The 16,338-nt window shown below is 41.7% G+C and carries 13 protein-coding genes and 1 other annotated feature; all 13 genes read left to right on the plus strand.

The features are described 5' to 3' along the window. Positions 1-7: 7 nt before the first annotated feature. The 13 genes from MK396_RS04655 (at position 8) to MK396_RS04715 (ending at position 16,331) form a co-directional block, all read left to right on the plus strand. Positions 8-964: a competence protein CoiA gene (locus MK396_RS04655; protein ID WP_268723817.1), complete on the plus strand. Its 957-nt coding sequence runs from the start codon at positions 8-10 to the stop codon at positions 962-964. Positions 965-982: 18 nt separating this feature from the next. After that, the gene (pepF, locus tag MK396_RS04660; RefSeq protein ID WP_268723818.1) at positions 983-2,785 is read left to right on the plus strand and encodes an oligoendopeptidase F; all 1,803 of its coding nucleotides are present in this window, start codon (positions 983-985) and stop codon (positions 2,783-2,785) included. A 1-nt stretch (position 2,786) separates the two neighbouring features. Then, positions 2,787-3,500 carry an O-methyltransferase gene (locus tag MK396_RS04665; protein ID WP_000230405.1) on the plus strand — a complete coding sequence of 238 codons (714 nt, stop codon included), beginning with the start codon at positions 2,787-2,789 and terminating at the stop codon, positions 3,498-3,500. A gap of 67 nt (positions 3,501-3,567) precedes the next feature. Further along, entirely contained in the window at positions 3,568-4,515 is a 948-nt protein-coding gene (prsA, locus tag MK396_RS04670; RefSeq protein ID WP_247951914.1) for a peptidylprolyl isomerase PrsA, read from the plus strand. Positions 4,516-4,703: 188 nt separating this feature from the next. Further along, positions 4,704-5,927 carry a cell division peptidoglycan polymerase FtsW gene (ftsW, locus tag MK396_RS04675; RefSeq protein WP_268723819.1) on the plus strand — a complete coding sequence of 408 codons (1,224 nt, stop codon included), beginning with the start codon at positions 4,704-4,706 and terminating at the stop codon, positions 5,925-5,927. 24 nt (positions 5,928-5,951) lie between these two features. Beyond that, positions 5,952-8,648: a phosphoenolpyruvate carboxylase gene (gene ppc / locus MK396_RS04680; RefSeq protein ID WP_268723820.1), complete on the plus strand. Its 2,697-nt coding sequence runs from the start codon at positions 5,952-5,954 to the stop codon at positions 8,646-8,648. Between the two features lie 96 nt (positions 8,649-8,744). Next, positions 8,745-8,961, plus strand: a binding site (T-box leader). A 118-nt stretch (positions 8,962-9,079) separates the two neighbouring features. Next, positions 9,080-10,075: a tryptophan ABC transporter substrate-binding protein gene (gene trpX, locus MK396_RS04685; protein WP_084933347.1), complete on the plus strand. Its 996-nt coding sequence runs from the start codon at positions 9,080-9,082 to the stop codon at positions 10,073-10,075. A gap of 65 nt (positions 10,076-10,140) precedes the next feature. Then, positions 10,141-11,007 (plus strand): ABC transporter permease, encoded by an 867-nt coding sequence (locus MK396_RS04690; RefSeq protein ID WP_000637255.1) that lies wholly within the window; start codon positions 10,141-10,143, stop codon positions 11,005-11,007. After that, positions 11,004-11,762 carry an ABC transporter ATP-binding protein gene (locus MK396_RS04695; protein WP_268723821.1) on the plus strand — a complete coding sequence of 253 codons (759 nt, stop codon included), beginning with the start codon at positions 11,004-11,006 and terminating at the stop codon, positions 11,760-11,762. Before MK396_RS04690 ends, MK396_RS04695 begins: the two co-directional genes overlap by 4 nt. Positions 11,763-11,958: 196 nt before the next feature. Next, on the plus strand, positions 11,959-13,719 hold the full coding sequence (gene dnaG, locus MK396_RS04700) for a DNA primase (protein ID WP_268723822.1): 1,761 nt from the start codon (positions 11,959-11,961) through the stop codon (positions 13,717-13,719). Between the two features lie 2 nt (positions 13,720-13,721). Further along, positions 13,722-14,831, plus strand: coding sequence for an RNA polymerase sigma factor RpoD (rpoD, locus tag MK396_RS04705; RefSeq protein WP_000201892.1), 1,110 nt, complete (start codon positions 13,722-13,724; stop codon positions 14,829-14,831). A 14-nt stretch (positions 14,832-14,845) separates the two neighbouring features. Then, positions 14,846-15,175: a metal-sulfur cluster assembly factor gene (locus MK396_RS04710; RefSeq protein WP_268723823.1), complete on the plus strand. Its 330-nt coding sequence runs from the start codon at positions 14,846-14,848 to the stop codon at positions 15,173-15,175. Between the two features lie 112 nt (positions 15,176-15,287). Beyond that, a complete protein-coding gene (locus MK396_RS04715) occupies positions 15,288-16,331 on the plus strand; it encodes a glycosyltransferase family 4 protein (protein WP_268723824.1) in 1,044 nt (347 codons plus the stop codon). The last annotated feature ends 7 nt before the right edge of the window (positions 16,332-16,338 follow it).

Here is a 16,338-nt window from a genome sequence, read left to right on the forward strand (position 1 = left end):
GTAGACCATGTTTGTAGCCAGAGATGCCAAGGGAATTTTGGTGAATGCTCTCGAAAAAGATGTGACCAAGCAAGCTTATACTTGTCCAGCCTGTGGGGGCGGACTACGATTACGTCAAGGGCAGAGCATTCGAACGCACTTTGCCCATGAAAGGTTAAGAGATTGTATGGCTATTTTCGAGAATGAAAGTCCAGAACACTTGGGCAACAAAGAGGCCCTTTATCACTGGGTCAAGAAGGACAATCAAGTCGCCTTAGAATATAGTCTGCCCGAGATTCAGCAGATAGCAGATGTTCTCGTCAATGAGAAACTAGCTCTGGAGGTTCAGTGCAGTCCCTTGTCTCAAAAGCTTTTAGGCGATAGAAGTCAAGGATACCGCAGCCAGGGCTATCAGGTTATCTGGCTACTGGGAGAAAAACTCTGGTTAAAAGAGCGATTAACACAACTGCAAAGGGGATTTCTCTATTTTAGTCAAAATATGGGTTTCTATGTTTGGGAACTGGATCTCAAAAAGCAAGTTTTGAGACTCAAATATCTTCTGCATCAGGACCTACGTGGCAAGCTTCATTTTCAGGTCAAGGAATTTCCCTTTGGTCAAGGAAATCTCTTGGAAATTCTACGATTTCCTTATCAAAAACAAAAACTGCCTCGTTTTGTAGTTAAGCAAGATTCATCTATCTGTCACTACATTCGTCAGCAGTTGTACTATCAAACGCCCTACTGGATGAAGAAGCAGGAGGAAGCTTATTATCAAGGAGACAATCTATTAAACCGTCAACTAGATGACTGGTATCCCCAGGTCAGACCGATAGAGTCAGGTGATTTTTTGCAGATTGAAACAGATTTGGCTAGCTATTATAGAAATTTTCAGGCTTACTATCAAAAAAATCCGAAAAATAATCGCCAAAAGCTCTATCCACCAGCCTTTTATCACTTATATTTCTCAAAAAATGTGGTAAAATAGAAAGGATGGAGGAATCTTATGGTATTACAACGACATGAAATAAATGAAAAAGATACATGGGATCTTTCGACAGTCTACCCAACAGACCAGGCTTGGGAAGAAGCCTTGAAAGATTTAACTGAAAAAGTACAAACAGCAGCCCAGTATGAGGGACATCTCTTGGATAGCGCAGATAGTTTGCTTGAGATTACAGAATTCTCACTTGACTTGGAACGCCAAGTTGAAAAGCTTTATGTCTATGCGCATATGAAAAATGACCAGGACACGCGTGAAGCCAAGTATCAAGAGTACTATGCTAAGGCAATGACCCTGTACAGTCAGTTAGAACAAGCCTTTGCATTCTATGAACCTGAGTTTATGGAGATTAGCGAAGAGCAGTATGCGGCCTTCCTAGAAGCTCAACCAAAACTCCAAGTTTACAAGCACTTTTTTGATAAGCTCTTACAGAAGAAAGACCATGTTCTTTCGCAACGTGAGGAAGAATTACTTGCTGGAGCAGGAGAAATCTTTGGCGCTGCTAGTGAAACCTTCGCTATTTTGGACAATGCGGATATTAGCTTCCCATACGTGCTTGATGACGAAGGCAAGGAAGTGCAACTCTCACACGGTACTTACATCCGTTTGATGGAGTCTAAAAACCGTGAAGTGCGTCGTGGTGCCTATGAAGCCCTTTATGCGACATACGAGCAATTCCAACACACTTACGCTAAGACTTTGCAGACAAATGTTAAGGTGCAAAACTACCGCGCAAAAGTTCGCAACTATAAGAGTGCTCGCCATGCAGCCCTCGCAGCAAACTTTGTTCCAGAAAGTGTCTATGACAATCTAGTAGCAGCAGTTCACAAGCATTTGCCACTCTTGCATCGTTACCTCGAACTTCGTTCTAAAATCTTGGGGATTTCAGATCTCAAGATGTACGATGTATACACACCACTTTCTTCTGTAGATTATAGCTTTACCTACGAAGAAGCCTTGAAAAAAGCAGAAGAGGCCTTGGCGGTCTTGGGTGACGACTACTTGAGCCGTGTCAAACGTGCCTTTAGCGAGCGTTGGATTGATGTCTATGAAAACCAAGGCAAGCGTTCTGGTGCTTATTCTGGTGGTTCTTATGATACTAATGCCTTCATGCTTCTCAACTGGCAGGACAATCTAGATAATCTCTTTACCCTTGTCCATGAAACAGGTCACAGTATGCACTCGAGCTATACTCGAGAAACCCAACCTTATGTTTACGGAGATTATTCTATCTTCTTGGCTGAGATTGCCTCAACGACCAACGAAAATATCTTGACAGAGAAATTGTTGGAGGAAGTGAAAGACGATGCGACTCGCTTTGCTATTCTCAATAACTTCTTGGACGGTTTCCGTGGAACAGTCTTCCGTCAAACTCAATTCGCTGAGTTTGAACACGCCATCCATCAAGCAGACCAAAATGGAGAAGTCTTGACAAGTGATTTCCTCAATAAGCTCTACGCTGACCTGAACCAAGAGTACTATGGACTCAGCAAGGAAGAAAATCCTCAGATCCAATACGAGTGGGCACGCATTCCACACTTCTACTATAACTACTATGTTTATCAGTATTCAACTGGTTTTGCAGCTGCTTCAGCCTTGGCTGAGAAGATTGTCCATGGTAGCCAAGAAGATCGTGACCGCTATATCGACTACCTCAAGGCAGGTAAGTCTGACTATCCGCTCAATGTTATGAGAAAAGCGGGAGTGGATATGGAGAAGGAAGACTATCTTAATGACGCCTTTGCAGTCTTTGAACGTCGCTTGAACGAGTTTGAAGCCCTTGTTGAAAAATTGGGATTAGCATAAGATGGTAGAGTCTTATAGTAAAAACGCCAATCACAATATGCGACGGCCCGTCGTCAAGGAAGAAATCGTAGAACTCATGCGCCAGCGTCAAAAGCAGGTGACTGGTTCTTTGAAAGAATTGGAAGCCTTCGCTCGCAAGGAAAATATCCCAATCATTCCTCATGAAACAGTTGCCTACTTTCGATTTCTCATGGAAAGTCTGCAGCCTAAGAATATTTTAGAAATTGGGACAGCTATCGGTTTTTCAGCTCTTTTGATGGCGGAGCATGCGCCAGATGCTAAGATTACAACCATTGACCGCAATCCTGAGATGATAGGTTTTGCCAAGGAAAACTTTGCCCAGTTTGACAGTCGTAAGCAAATCACCCTCTTAGAGGGAGATGCCGTAGATGTTTTGTCTAGCCTAACAGAAACTTATGACTTTGTCTTTATGGATTCGGCTAAGTCCAAGTACATCGTCTTTCTACCTGAAATCCTCAAACGACTTGAAGTTGGTGGAGTGGTTGTCTTGGATGATATTTTTCAAGGAGGAGATGTTGCCAAGGACATCATGGAAGTCCGCCGTGGTCAACGAACCATTTATCGTGGTTTGCAAAGACTTTTCGACGCAACTTTGGACAATCCAGGTCTAACAGCAACTCTAGTTCCTCTTGGTGATGGCATTCTCATGCTACGAAAGAATGTAGCAGATGTACAGCTACCTGATGATAAATGATTTTCAGAAAAATTTAAGAAATTATAGTAAAATAGATAAAGTAACACTTACCGTAAAAGGAGTAAACATGAAGAAAAAAATTATGGCAGGAGCCATCACACTTTTATCAGTAGCAACACTTGCAGCTTGTTCAAATAGTTCTGAAGGAAAAGATTTGATCAGCATGAAGGGCGATGTGATTACAGAGCATCAATTTTTTGAAGAAGTAAAGAATAATTCAACCGCGCAACAAGTCTTGCTTAATATGACCATCCAAAAAGTATTTGAAAAACAATATGGGTCAGAAGTGACTGACAAAGATGTGGATGACGCCGTTGCTGAGGAACAAAAGAAATACGGCGATAGCTACAACAGCGTACTTCAACGGGCAGGTATGACTGCTGAAACTCGTAAAGCTCAAATTCGTACTAGCAAATTGGTTGAATTGGCAGTTAAGAAAGCTGCAGAGAGTGAATTGACAGATGAGGCTTACCAAAAGGCTTTTGAGTCTTATACACCAGATGTAACAGCTCAAATCATCCGTATGGATAATGAAGACAAGGCGAAAGAAGTGCTTGAAAAAGCGAAAGCAGAAGGTGCAGATTTTGCTCAGTTGGCAAAAGACAATTCTAACGATGATAAGACAAAAGAAAATGGTGGAGAAATCACTTTTGACTCTGCTTCAACAGAACTTCCAGAACAAGTCAAAAAAGCAGCCTTTGCCTTGGATGTGAACGGTGTTTCTGATGTGATTACGGCTACTGGAACACAAGCCTACAGCAATCAATTCTACATCGTTAAAGTAACGAAGAAGACAGAAAAATCTTCTAACTTAGAGGATTACAAAGAAAAATTGAAGACCATCATCTTGACTCAAAAACAAAATGATTCAGCCTTTGTTCAAGGAGTAATTGGTAAAGAATTACAAGCTGCTAATATCAAGGTCAAAGACCAAGCCTTTCAAAACATCTTCACCCAATACATCGGTGGTGGTGACTCAAGCTCAAGTTCAAGCAGTAGCTCTTCGTCTAACTAAGCAATGAAAATACAAATCTCATTTGAGGTTTGTATTTTTTATGCTTGAAGACAAAAAATAAGTAAAATTCGAAGGATTAAAGGATAATAGTTTTTTTCTTTCTGAAAAAGTGGTATAATAACAATCAAAACTAGAAAATAAAACGGAATTAGGGACAACCACCTCTGTTCCTATTAGAGTGGTGAAATATGAAAATTAGTAAAAGGCACCTACTAAACTATTCCATTTTGATTCCTTATTTTCTTCTGTCAATTTTGGGGTTGATTGTAGTTTACTCGACAACTAGTGCAACCCTAATTGAAGAAGGAAAAAGCGCTTTTCAATTGGTACGTAACCAGGGGATTTTCTGGGTAGCCAGTTTGGTTTTGATTGCCTTAATCTATAAATTAAAATTAGGTTTCCTGAGAAATGGACGTCTCATTTTTATCGTGATGATTGTGGAGATGGTTCTTTTAGCCCTAGCGCGTCTGGTCGGAACACCTGTCAATGGAGCATACGGATGGATTTCTGTAGGACCTGTAACGATTCAGCCGGCTGAATACCTTAAGATTATCATCATCTGGTACTTGGCACATCGATTTTCAAAGGAACAGGATGAGATTGCGGTTTATGACTTCCAGGTTTTGACACAGAATCAGTGGTTACCTCGAGCTTTTAACGACTGGCGTTTTGTTCTGCTAGTTCTGATTGGTAGCTTGGGAATTTTCCCAGACTTGGGAAATGCGACCATCTTGGTCTTGGTGGCGCTCATCATGTATACGGTTAGTGGGATCGCCTATCGTTGGTTCTCGACCATTCTGGCTCTCTTGGCAGGGAGCTCAATTTTAGTATTGTCTGTCATTCGTCTCGTTGGGGTTGAAAAATTTTCTCAGATACCGGTATTTGGTTACGTTGCTAAACGTTTCAGTGCCTTCTTTAATCCCTTTAATGACTTGGCGGGTGCAGGACACCAGCTTGCAAACTCCTACTATGCCATGGTTAATGGAGGCTGGTTCGGACTGGGACTGGGGAATTCTATCGAGAAGCGTGGTTATCTGCCAGAAGCCCATACGGATTTCGTCTTTTCGATTGTCATCGAGGAGTTTGGATTCGTGGGAGCGAGTATGATTTTGGCTTTACTCTTCTTCTTAATTTTGCGAATCATCTTGGTTGGTATTCGAGCTAAGGATCCCTTTAACTCCATGGTTGCTATCGGTGTTGGAGGGATGATTCTTGTTCAGGTCTTTGTCAATATCGGTGGGATTTCCGGTTTGATTCCTTCTACAGGGGTAACCTTCCCCTTCCTTTCGCAAGGTGGGAACAGTCTCCTGGTATTATCCGTAGCCATAGCTCTTGTATTAAATATCGATGCCAGCGAGAAACGTGCTAAACTCATTAGAGAATACGAATCTCAAACTGTTGAAGGTCTGTAAGGATTGTATGGAAAGGAAAAATATATGTCTCTTCAGAAATTAGAAAACTATAGTAATAAAGCCGTCATCCAAGAAGAAGTCTTGATTTTGACAGAGCTACTAGAAGATATTACAAAAAATATGCTAGCGCCAGAGACCTTTGAAAAAATCATGCAGTTGAAGGAATTATCAACAAATGAAAACTATCAAGGGCTCAATGAACTGGTGACTAGCCTTTCCAATGAAGAAATGATTTACATTTCTCGTTATTTCTCTATCCTTCCACTCTTGATTAATATATCTGAGGATGTGGACTTAGCCTATAAAATTAACCACCAGAACAATGTGGACCAAGACTATCTAGGGAAATTGTCTACAACCATAAAGATGGTAGCTGAAAAAGAAAATGCAGCTGAAATTTTAGAAAAGTTAAATGTCGTTCCTGTCTTGACCGCCCATCCAACGCAAGTACAACGCAAGAGTATGCTGGACTTGACCAACCATATCCATACGCTCTTGCGCAAGTACCGTGATGTCAAACTAGGCTTGATTAATAAAGAAAAATGGAACATGGATCTCCGTCGTTACATTGAAATTATCATGCAAACAGACATGATTCGTGAGAAGAAATTGAAGGTAACCAACGAAATCACCAACGTGATGGAGTACTATCAAAGTTCATTCCTGAATGCTGTGCCGCGTTTGACGGCTGAATATAAGAAACTAGCTAAAGAACAAGGAATTGAGCTCCAACATCCAAAACCAATTACTATGGGGATGTGGATTGGAGGAGACCGCGATGGAAATCCTTTCGTAACAGCGGAAACCCTCAACAAATCAGCCTTGACTCAGTGCGAAGTCATCATGAACTACTACGATGAAAAGATTTATAATCTTTATCGTGAATTTTCACTTTCAACCAGCATCGTGAATGTCAGCGACAAGGTTCGTGAGATGGCGCTGAAGTCGCAAGATAACTCCATTTATCGTGAAAAAGAACTCTATCGTCGTGCCCTTTTTGATATCCAAGCTAAGATGCAGGCAACTAAGGCTTATTTGATTGAAGACAAGGATCTTCAGCCTAGATATGCTACTGCAGATGAATTTTATCAAGACTTGTTGGTCATTCGAGATTCTCTCCTTGAGAACAAAGGGGAATACCTGATTTCAGGAGAATTTGTTGAACTGATGCAAGCCGTTGAAATCTTTGGCTTCTACCTTGCTTCTATCGATATGCGCCAAGACTCTAGTGTTCATGAAGCCTGTGTGGCTGAATTGTTAGCATCTGCTGGCATCAACTACCATTATAGCGATCTCTCTGAAGATGAAAAATGCGCCCTACTCTTAAAAGAGTTGGAAGAAGATCCTCGTATCCTCTCAGCTACTCATGCTGAAAAGTCAGAACTGCTTGAGAAAGAATTGTCTATCTTCAAAACTGCTCGCAAGTTGAAGGATAAACTGGGGGAAGATGTCATTCGCCAAACCATCATCTCTCACGCGACAAGTGTATCTGATATGCTAGAATTAGCCATCATGCTCAAAGAAGTCGGTTTGGTGGATGCTCAAAAAGCGCGCGTTCAGATTGTTCCCCTCTTTGAAACGATTGAAGACTTGGATCACTCGGAAGAAACCATGAGAAGATACTTCTCTCTTCCACTGGCTAAAAAATGGATTGCTTCAAAAGACAACTACCAAGAAATCATGCTTGGTTACTCTGATAGTAACAAGGATGGTGGTTATCTATCATCATGTTGGACACTCTACAAGGCTCAACAACAACTGACTGCTATCGGGGATGAATTTGGTGTTAAAGTCACCTTCTTCCATGGACGTGGTGGTACTGTTGGTCGAGGTGGCGGTCCAACTTATGAAGCCATCACATCTCAACCGCTCAAGTCTATCAAGGACCGTATCCGTCTGACTGAGCAAGGAGAAGTGATTGGAAACAAATACGGAAACAAAGACGCCGCCTATTATAACCTTGAAATGTTGGTTTCTGCAGCCATTAACCGTATGATTACCAAGAAGAAGAGCGATACCAACACGTCAAATCGTTATGAAGCTGTTATGGATCAAGTGGTGGACCGTAGCTACGATATCTACCGTGATTTGGTCTTTGGAAATGAACATTTCTATGACTATTTCTTCGAGTCAAGCCCAATCAAGGCTATTTCAAGCTTCAATATCGGTTCGCGTCCAGCAGCTCGTAAGACCATCACTGAAATCGGTGGTCTACGTGCCATTCCTTGGGTCTTCTCATGGTCACAAAGTCGTGTCATGTTCCCTGGATGGTATGGTGTGGGGTCAAGCTTTAAAGAGTTTATAGATCAAGATCCGAAGAATATCGAGTTTCTTCGTGATATGTATCAAAACTGGCCTTTCTTCCAATCTTTGCTTTCCAATGTGGACATGGTCTTATCTAAGTCTAACATGAACATTGCTTTTGAATATGCCAAGCTCTGTGAAGACGAAGAAGTGCAGGCTATCTACTACACTATTTTAGATGAATGGCAATTGACCAAGAACGTTATTCTAGCTATTGAAGGCTATGACGAACTTCTGGCAGAAAACTCTTACCTAAAAGACAGCCTAAACTATCGTATGCCTTACTTTAATATCCTTAACTACATCCAGTTGGAATTGATCAAACGTCAACGTCGTGGCGAATTGTCAGCAGACGAAGAAAAACTAATCCACACAACGATCAACGGAATTGCAACCGGTTTGCGTAATTCAGGCTGATATTCTACAAACTTCCTCTTTTTTCAAGGGGAAGTTTTTGAATTGTTTGAAAAATTCTAAAAATAAGCTTGACAAGTAGTTGAAAAATGATATAATTTAAACATTCAGAAAGTAATCATTGAAGTTTTTTAGAGAGTCTGTGGTTGGTGAAAGCAGATAGATGAAAGTGATGAAAATTGGGCTGAATGTTATAAAGAATTTGAAATCATAAAAATTCGGTGAGCACACCTTACAGTGCAACTCGTGAATGCGAGAAAGAGCGATAGGGATATTCCCTATAATTGAGGTGGCACCGCGCATCGACGTCCTCACACAAGTTTTTTGTGTGAGGACTTTTTCTATTGGGAGGAAAGATTATGAAATTTAAACGATGGCGTCGCTTGTTTTTAGTGAAAAGAGTATTATACAAGTGATTTAAAAGGAGAAAGAATATGAAAAATAAACGTTTAATGGGAATTATCGCTGGATTAGCAGTATTGGTAGTGGCTAGTTTGATTTATTCATCTATGAACAAGCCAGCACCTAAAGAAGAGCAAAAGGCTGCTAAGGTTGGTGTCCTTCAATTTGTTAGTCACCCATCCTTGGACCTGATTTACCAAGGGATTCAAGATGGACTAGCTGAAGAAGGCTATAAGGACGATCAAGTAAAAATCGACTTTATGAACTCTGAAGGAGATCAGAGCAAGGTTGCAACTATGAGTAAACAATTGGTAGCAAATGGAAACGACCTTGTTGTTGGGATTGCAACACCAGCAGCTCAAGGGCTCGCAAGTGCTACTAAAGATCTACCAGTTATCATGGCTGCTATTACAGACCCAATCGGTGCTAACTTGGTCAAAGATTTGAAAAAACCAGGTGGCAACATAACAGGGGTGTCAGACCACAACCCAGCTGAACAACAAGTAGAGTTGATTAAAACCCTCACACCAAATGTCAAAACAATCGGCGCTCTTTACTCAAGTAGCGAAGATAACTCAAAAACACAGGTAGAAGAATTCAAGGCTTATGCTGAAAAAGCAGGTTTGACAGTCGAAACATTTGCCGTTCCATCAACAAACGAAATTGCTTCAACAGTTAATGTTATGACTAGCAAGGTCGATGCGATTTGGGTTCCAATTGACAACACCATCGCATCCGCATTCTCAACAGTTGTTTCAAGCAACCAAACAGCTAAAAAGCCTATCTACCCAAGTGCCACTGCCATGGTAGAAGCAGGTGGATTAGCATCTGTAGTAGTTGACCAACACGATCTTGGAGTGGCTACTGGTAAAATGATTGCCAAAGTTTTGAAAGGTGAAAAACCAGCTGATACGCCAGTCAATGTCTTTTCAACTGGTAAGTCAGTGATTAACAAAAAACTAGCGCAGGAACTTGGTATCACCATTCCTGAGTCTGTTCTAAAAGAAGCAGGACAAGTGATAGAATAAAGATAAAGGAGGAGCTGGACACATCTCCTCCCATTTTTACTAAAGAAAGAAATGAGTGAAAGATTATGATAGTATCCATTATTTCCCAGGGGATGGTCTGGGCAATCTTAGGTCTGGGAATCTTTATGACCTTTCGAATTCTAAATTTTCCAGATATGACGACTGAGGGCTCTTTTCCTCTAGGGGGAGCAGTAGCTGTAACCTTGATAACGCAGGGAGTCAATCCGTTTTTAGCGACCTTAGCTGCAGTAGGAGCGGGCTGTCTAGCTGGTATGGCTACGGGACTCTTATATACCAAAGGAAAAATCCCAACCCTCTTATCAGGGATTTTGGTCATGACTTCCTGCCATTCCATCATGCTGATGATTATGGGACGTGCCAATCTGGGGCTTCTTGGAACCAAGCAAATTCAAGATGTCTTGCCTTTTGATTCGGATCTCAATCAACTACTGACTGGATTAATCTTTGTAGCTCTTGTTATTGGCCTCATGCTCTTTTTCCTAGATACTAAACTAGGTCAGGCCTACATCGCTACAGGTGACAATCCTGATATGGCTCGTAGCTTTGGTATCAATACAGGACGTATGGAACTCATGGGTTTGGTTCTCTCAAATGGGATTATCGCGCTTGCAGGGGCTTTAATTGCTCAACAGGAAGGATACGCGGATGTTTCACGAGGAATCGGCGTGATTGTCGTAGGGCTTGCTAGCTTGATTATTGGTGAGGTTTTGTTCAAGAGTTTGACCTTGGCAGAGCGACTCATGACCATCGTTGTAGGGTCTATTGCTTATCAGTTCCTCGTATGGGGAGTGATTGCTCTTGGATTTAACACGAGCTATTTACGACTATATAGCGCCTTGATTTTGGCAGTTTGCCTTATGATTCCAACCTTCAAAAGCAAATACCTAAAAGGAGTCAAGTTTAGCAAATGACAGCAATTGTAGAATTAAAAAATGCCACCAAAGTCATTACGAATGGCTTTGACGAGGAAAAAATTATTCTGAATGATGTTTCTCTTGAAATTTTCGAACATGATTTCATTACCATCCTAGGTGGAAATGGAGCAGGGAAGTCAACGCTTTTTAACACTATTGCAGGTACCCTACCTTTGACAAGTGGAAGTATTCGTATCATGGGCGAGGACGTGACGAATTTTTCACCTGAAAAGCGGGCTAAGTACTTGTCTCGTGTCTTTCAGGATCCTAAGATGGGTACGGCTCCCCGTATGACAGTGGCGGAAAATCTCTTGATTGCCAAGTTTCGTGGTGAGAAGAGAGGACTCCTGCCTAGAAGGCTTTCAAGCCATAGGGAAGAGTTTCAGGCTACCATTGAAAAAGTGGGAAATGGTCTTGAAAAGCATCTAGATACTCCGATTGAGTTTCTATCAGGTGGACAACGTCAGGCCTTGAGTCTCTTGATGGCAACCTTGAAGCGACCAGAGTTGCTCTTGTTGGATGAACACACAGCAGCCCTTGACCCAAAAACAAGTGTGTCCTTGATGGAATTAACAGATGACTTTGTTAGCAAGGATCATCTGACAGCCTTGATGATTACCCACCATATGGAGGATGCACTGAAGTATGGAAATCGTCTGATTGTCATGAAGGAGGGGCGTATCATCCAAGACCTCAATAAAGAGGAAAAAGCTAAGATGAAGATCTCGGACTACTATCAATTATTTGAATAGATGGGCCTGTATTTCATCAAAAAATAGTGAAGATTAACTTAGAAACATGGAAGTGTTTCTGAGTTTTTTATCTCCTCTTTCTATCTAGAAAAATAAGGCAAAGAGAATTACGGAAAGCGTATGAAATGGTTTACTTTTTTTCAGAAATAAGCTATACTAGTTTACGTGAAACTATGATAAGATGGAGGTATTGTGTATGGTTGACAAGCAAGTCATTGAAGAAATCAAAAACAATGCCAACATTGTGGAAGTCATAGGTGATGTGATTTCTTTACAAAAGGCTGGACGGAACTATTTAGGGCTCTGTCCTTTTCATGGTGAAAAGACCCCCTCTTTCAACGTTGTGGAAGACAAGCAGTTTTATCACTGTTTTGGATGTGGTCGTTCAGGAGATGTCTTTAAGTTCATCGAAGAATACCAAGGTGTGTCCTTTATGGAAGCCGTTCAGCTCATAGGGGAGCGCGTCGGTATTCAACTGGCTATGCCGGTACAGTCTCGTCCTCAACAAGCTTCTCCTCATCAAGCTCTATATGATATACATGAAGAAGCTGCCCGTTTTTACCATGCCATCCTCATGACGACCAAGATGGGAGAAGAAGCAAGGGCTTATCTCTACAAACGCGGATTGACAGACGATGTTCTGAAACATTTCCAGATTGGACTGGCTCCAGCAGAGAGAACTTATCTCTATCAACGTTTGGCTGACAAGTTTGAGGAAAAGGATTTATTGGATTCGGGCTTGTTTTACTTGTCAGATGGCAATCAGTTTTATGATACTTTTTTCGGGCGTATCATCTTTCCTTTGACCAATGACAAGGGGCAGGTTATTGCTTTTTCAGGTCGTATCTGGCAAGAAACGGATAGTCAGACTGCCAAGTACAAAAATAGTCGCTCGACCGCAATTTTTAACAAGAGTTACGAGTTGTATCATTTGGACAAGGCAAAAAAGGGAACAGGTAAGATTACAGAGCTCTATCTGATGGAAGGCTTCATGGATGTGATTGCAGCCTACCGTGCTGGTATAGAAAATGCTGTAGCTTCTATGGGGACAGCCTTAAGTAAGGAGCATGTTGACCACCTCAAACGCTTTACAAAAAAAATTGTTCTCAGCTATGATGGCGACAAGGCAGGGCAGGCAGCAACAGCTAAGGCTCTAGAGGAGTTAAAAGACTTTTCAGTGGAGGTTGTTCGAGTACCTGATGCTATGGACCCAGATGAGTATTTGCAAAAGAATTCTGCTGAAGACCTGGCTTACCTTTTAACCAAGACTCGGATTAGTCCTATAGAGTTCTATATTCACCAGCTCAAGCCAGAAAATAGTGATAACTTGCAGGCGCAAATCGAGTTCATTGAAAAGATTGCTCCCTTAATTGCCAAAGAAAAGTCTATCACTGCCCAGAATTCCTACATTCATATTCTGGCGGATAATCTCCCTTCTTTTGATTACCAGCAGGTGGAACAGATTGTAAATGAAAGTCGGATTGTCCAAAGGCAGGAAAGAGTTAAAGAGGAGCAACCTCCAGCAGCGATTAGTTTACCTGTAACGCGGCAACTGACAGCAGTCATGAGAGCAGAGGCTCATCTCCTCTATAGAATGGCTGAGAACCCAGTTGTGTTAAATGACTATCGATTAAGAGAAGATTTTTTCTTTGATACCCCAGAATTTCAGATTCTTTACGAATTATTAAGTGAGCAGGGAGAAATCGGCTCAGAGGAGCTTTCTCATCAGACACCTGAAGTTGAAAATGCTTGGTACCACGTGCTTAGTCTGGATTTGCCAGCTGAGATGTCGCCTCAGGAGCTAGCGGAAGTCGAAGCGACTCGAAACCGTGCCCTCCTCAGCAAGGACAACTTAAGAATTAAAAAGAAAGTGCAGGAAGCTAGTCATGTAGGAGATACAGACACAGCCTTGGAAGAATTGCAACGATTGATTTCCCAAAAGAGAAGAATGGAGTAATAATGGCAACAAAACAAAAAGAAGTAACCACATTTGATGTGCAAGTAGCAGACTTTATCCGTAACCACAAAAAAACAGGAACAGCAACAGACGACGAAATCAATTCAAGTCTGGTCATTCCTTTTACCCTTGATGCAGACGGCATTGAAGACCTTTTGCAACGGATTCAGGATGCTGGAATTTCTATCACAGATAATGAAGGAAATCCAAGTGCGCGTGTGCTTAGTGCAGAAGAAGAACCAGAACTTAGTGATGAGGACTTGATTGGCTCAACTTCTGCCAAGGTTAATGATCCAGTCCGTATGTATTTGAAGGAAATTGGGGTCGTTCCTCTCTTGACCAACGAAGAGGAAAAAGAATTGGCCCTAGCTGTTGAGGCTGGTGATATCGAAGCCAAACAACGTCTTGCAGAAGCCAACCTTCGTTTGGTGGTTTCGATTGCTAAGCGCTACGTAGGGCGTGGCATGCAGTTTCTTGACTTGATCCAAGAAGGAAACATGGGCTTGATGAAGGCTGTTGATAAGTTTGACTATTCTAAAGGATTCAAGTTTTCAACTTACGCAACTTGGTGGATTCGTCAGGCGATCACTCGTGCCATCGCTGACCAAGCCCGCACTATTCGTATCCCTGTCCACATGGTAGAAACCATTAATAAATTAGTTCGTGAACAGCGGAATCTCCTTCAAGAATTGGGTCAAGATCCAACTCCTGAACAAATCGCTGAGCGTATGGATATGACACCTGACAAGGTCCGTGAAATCTTGAAAATCGCCCAAGAGCCAGTATCACTTGAAACACCGATTGGTGAAGAGGACGATAGCCATCTTGGGGACTTTATCGAAGACGAAGTGATTGAAAATCCAGTAGACTACACAACTCGTATCGTCTTGCGTGAGCAGTTGGATGAAGTTTTGGATACTCTCACAGACCGTGAAGAAAACGTCTTGCGCTTGCGCTTCGGGCTAGACGATGGGAAAATGCGTACTCTTGAAGATGTTGGGAAAGTCTTTAACGTGACTCGTGAGCGTATCCGTCAGATCGAAGCCAAGGCTTTGAGAAAATTGCGCCAACCAAGTCGCAGCAAGCCCCTTCGTGATTTTATTGAAGACTAAGAGTGAGGAATAATATGGCTTATACAGAAGAGCAAATTGAAACGATTAAAACTCGTATTTTGACTGCCTTGGAAGAGGTCATCGACCCTGAGTTGGGAATTGATATTGTCAACCTAGGTTTGATTTACGAGATTCGTTTTGATGGTGAAACAGGTTACACGGAAATTGATATGACCTTGACAACTATGGGGTGCCCACTGGCTGACCTCTTAACAGACCAGATACACGATGCGATGACAGAGGTTCCTGAGGTAACCAATATCGAAGTCAAATTGGTCTGGTATCCAGCATGGACGGTTGAAAAAATGAGTCGCTATGCGCGTATCGCCTTAGGAATTAAGTAATCGATTGGAAAATTACGAGAGACGATTGGAAAAGAGAGGGGCTCCTCCATTTTCCTCTGGTCTCTTCTTTCTTTTACTGATTTTCTTGAAATAAAATGGTATAATGAGTAATATGGAAAACAAAAAATTGCGTATTAATATGCTAAGTTCAAGTGAAAAAGTGGCTGGTCAAGGAGTATCAGGAGCCTACCGTGAATTGGTGAGTCTCCTTCATCGTGATGCCAAAGAACAGTTGATTGTTACGGAGAATCTTCCTGTAGAGGCAGATGTAACCCACTTTCACACCATTGATTTCCCTTATTATTTATCCACATTTCAAAAGAAACGCTCTGGGAGAAAAGTTGGCTATGTGCATTTCTTACCTGAGACACTCGAAGGGAGTTTGAAAATTCCATTTTTCCTAAAAGGAATTGTCAAACGCTATGTTTTTTCCTTTTACAATCGGATGGAACACTTGGTGGTGGTTAATCCCATGTTTATCGAGGATCTAGTTGCTGCGGGTATTCCACGAGAAAAAATAACTTATATTCCCAATTTTGTAAATAAAGAAAAATGGCATCCATTACCAGCTGAACAAGTTGCACAACTTCGTGAAGAAATGGAACTCGCCAAAGATCAGTTTGTCGTGGTTGGTGCGGGTCAGGTTCAGAAACGAAAAGGGATAGATGACTTTATCCGTCTTGCTGAAGAATTGCCAGAAATTACCTTTATCTGGGCTGGTGGTTTTTCATTTGGTGGAATAACAGATGGTTATGAACGCTATAAGAAGATTATGGACAATCCACCTAAAAATCTGATTTTCCCAGGTATTGTGTCACCAGAGAGGATGCGGGAACTGTATGCTTTAGCTGATTTGTTCTTACTACCTAGCTATAATGAACTATTCCCTATGACCATCTTAGAGGCAGCTAGTTGCGAGGCTCCTATTATGTTAAGGGATTTGGACCTGTATAAGGTCATTCTTGAGGGAGATTATCGTGCTACAAGTGATGTCTCTGAGATGAGAGAAGCAATCCTAGAATATAAAGAAAATCCTGAAGCGTTGAAAGAATTGAAAGAAAAAGCGAAAAGGATATCCAAGCAGTATTCAGAAGAGCGTTTACTGGGAATTTGGTTAAAATTTTATCGGGAACAGGCTGCTCTAGGTAAAAAGTGAGGTAATC

The organism is Streptococcus oralis, from assembly GCF_026782235.1.
Lineage (GTDB): Bacteria > Bacillota > Bacilli > Lactobacillales > Streptococcaceae > Streptococcus > Streptococcus oralis_CC.

Bases quoted from the DNA above. Each gene is read 5' to 3' on its own strand.
- MK396_RS04655 (WP_268723817.1), top strand. From the start codon at position 8: ATGTTTGTAGCCAGAGATGCCAAGGGAATTTTGGTGAATGCTCTCGAA.
- pepF (WP_268723818.1), top strand. From the start codon at position 983: ATGGTATTACAACGACATGAAATAAATGAAAAAGATACATGGGATCTT.
- MK396_RS04665 (WP_000230405.1), top strand. From the start codon at position 2,787: ATGGTAGAGTCTTATAGTAAAAACGCCAATCACAATATGCGACGGCCC.
- prsA (WP_247951914.1), top strand. From the start codon at position 3,568: ATGAAGAAAAAAATTATGGCAGGAGCCATCACACTTTTATCAGTAGCA.
- ftsW (WP_268723819.1), top strand. From the start codon at position 4,704: ATGAAAATTAGTAAAAGGCACCTACTAAACTATTCCATTTTGATTCCT.
- ppc (WP_268723820.1), top strand. From the start codon at position 5,952: ATGTCTCTTCAGAAATTAGAAAACTATAGTAATAAAGCCGTCATCCAA.
- trpX (WP_084933347.1), top strand. From the start codon at position 9,080: ATGAAAAATAAACGTTTAATGGGAATTATCGCTGGATTAGCAGTATTG.
- MK396_RS04690 (WP_000637255.1), top strand. From the start codon at position 10,141: ATGATAGTATCCATTATTTCCCAGGGGATGGTCTGGGCAATCTTAGGT.
- MK396_RS04695 (WP_268723821.1), top strand. From the start codon at position 11,004: ATGACAGCAATTGTAGAATTAAAAAATGCCACCAAAGTCATTACGAAT.
- dnaG (WP_268723822.1), top strand. From the start codon at position 11,959: ATGGTTGACAAGCAAGTCATTGAAGAAATCAAAAACAATGCCAACATT.
- rpoD (WP_000201892.1), top strand. From the start codon at position 13,722: ATGGCAACAAAACAAAAAGAAGTAACCACATTTGATGTGCAAGTAGCA.
- MK396_RS04710 (WP_268723823.1), top strand. From the start codon at position 14,846: ATGGCTTATACAGAAGAGCAAATTGAAACGATTAAAACTCGTATTTTG.
- MK396_RS04715 (WP_268723824.1), top strand. From the start codon at position 15,288: ATGGAAAACAAAAAATTGCGTATTAATATGCTAAGTTCAAGTGAAAAA.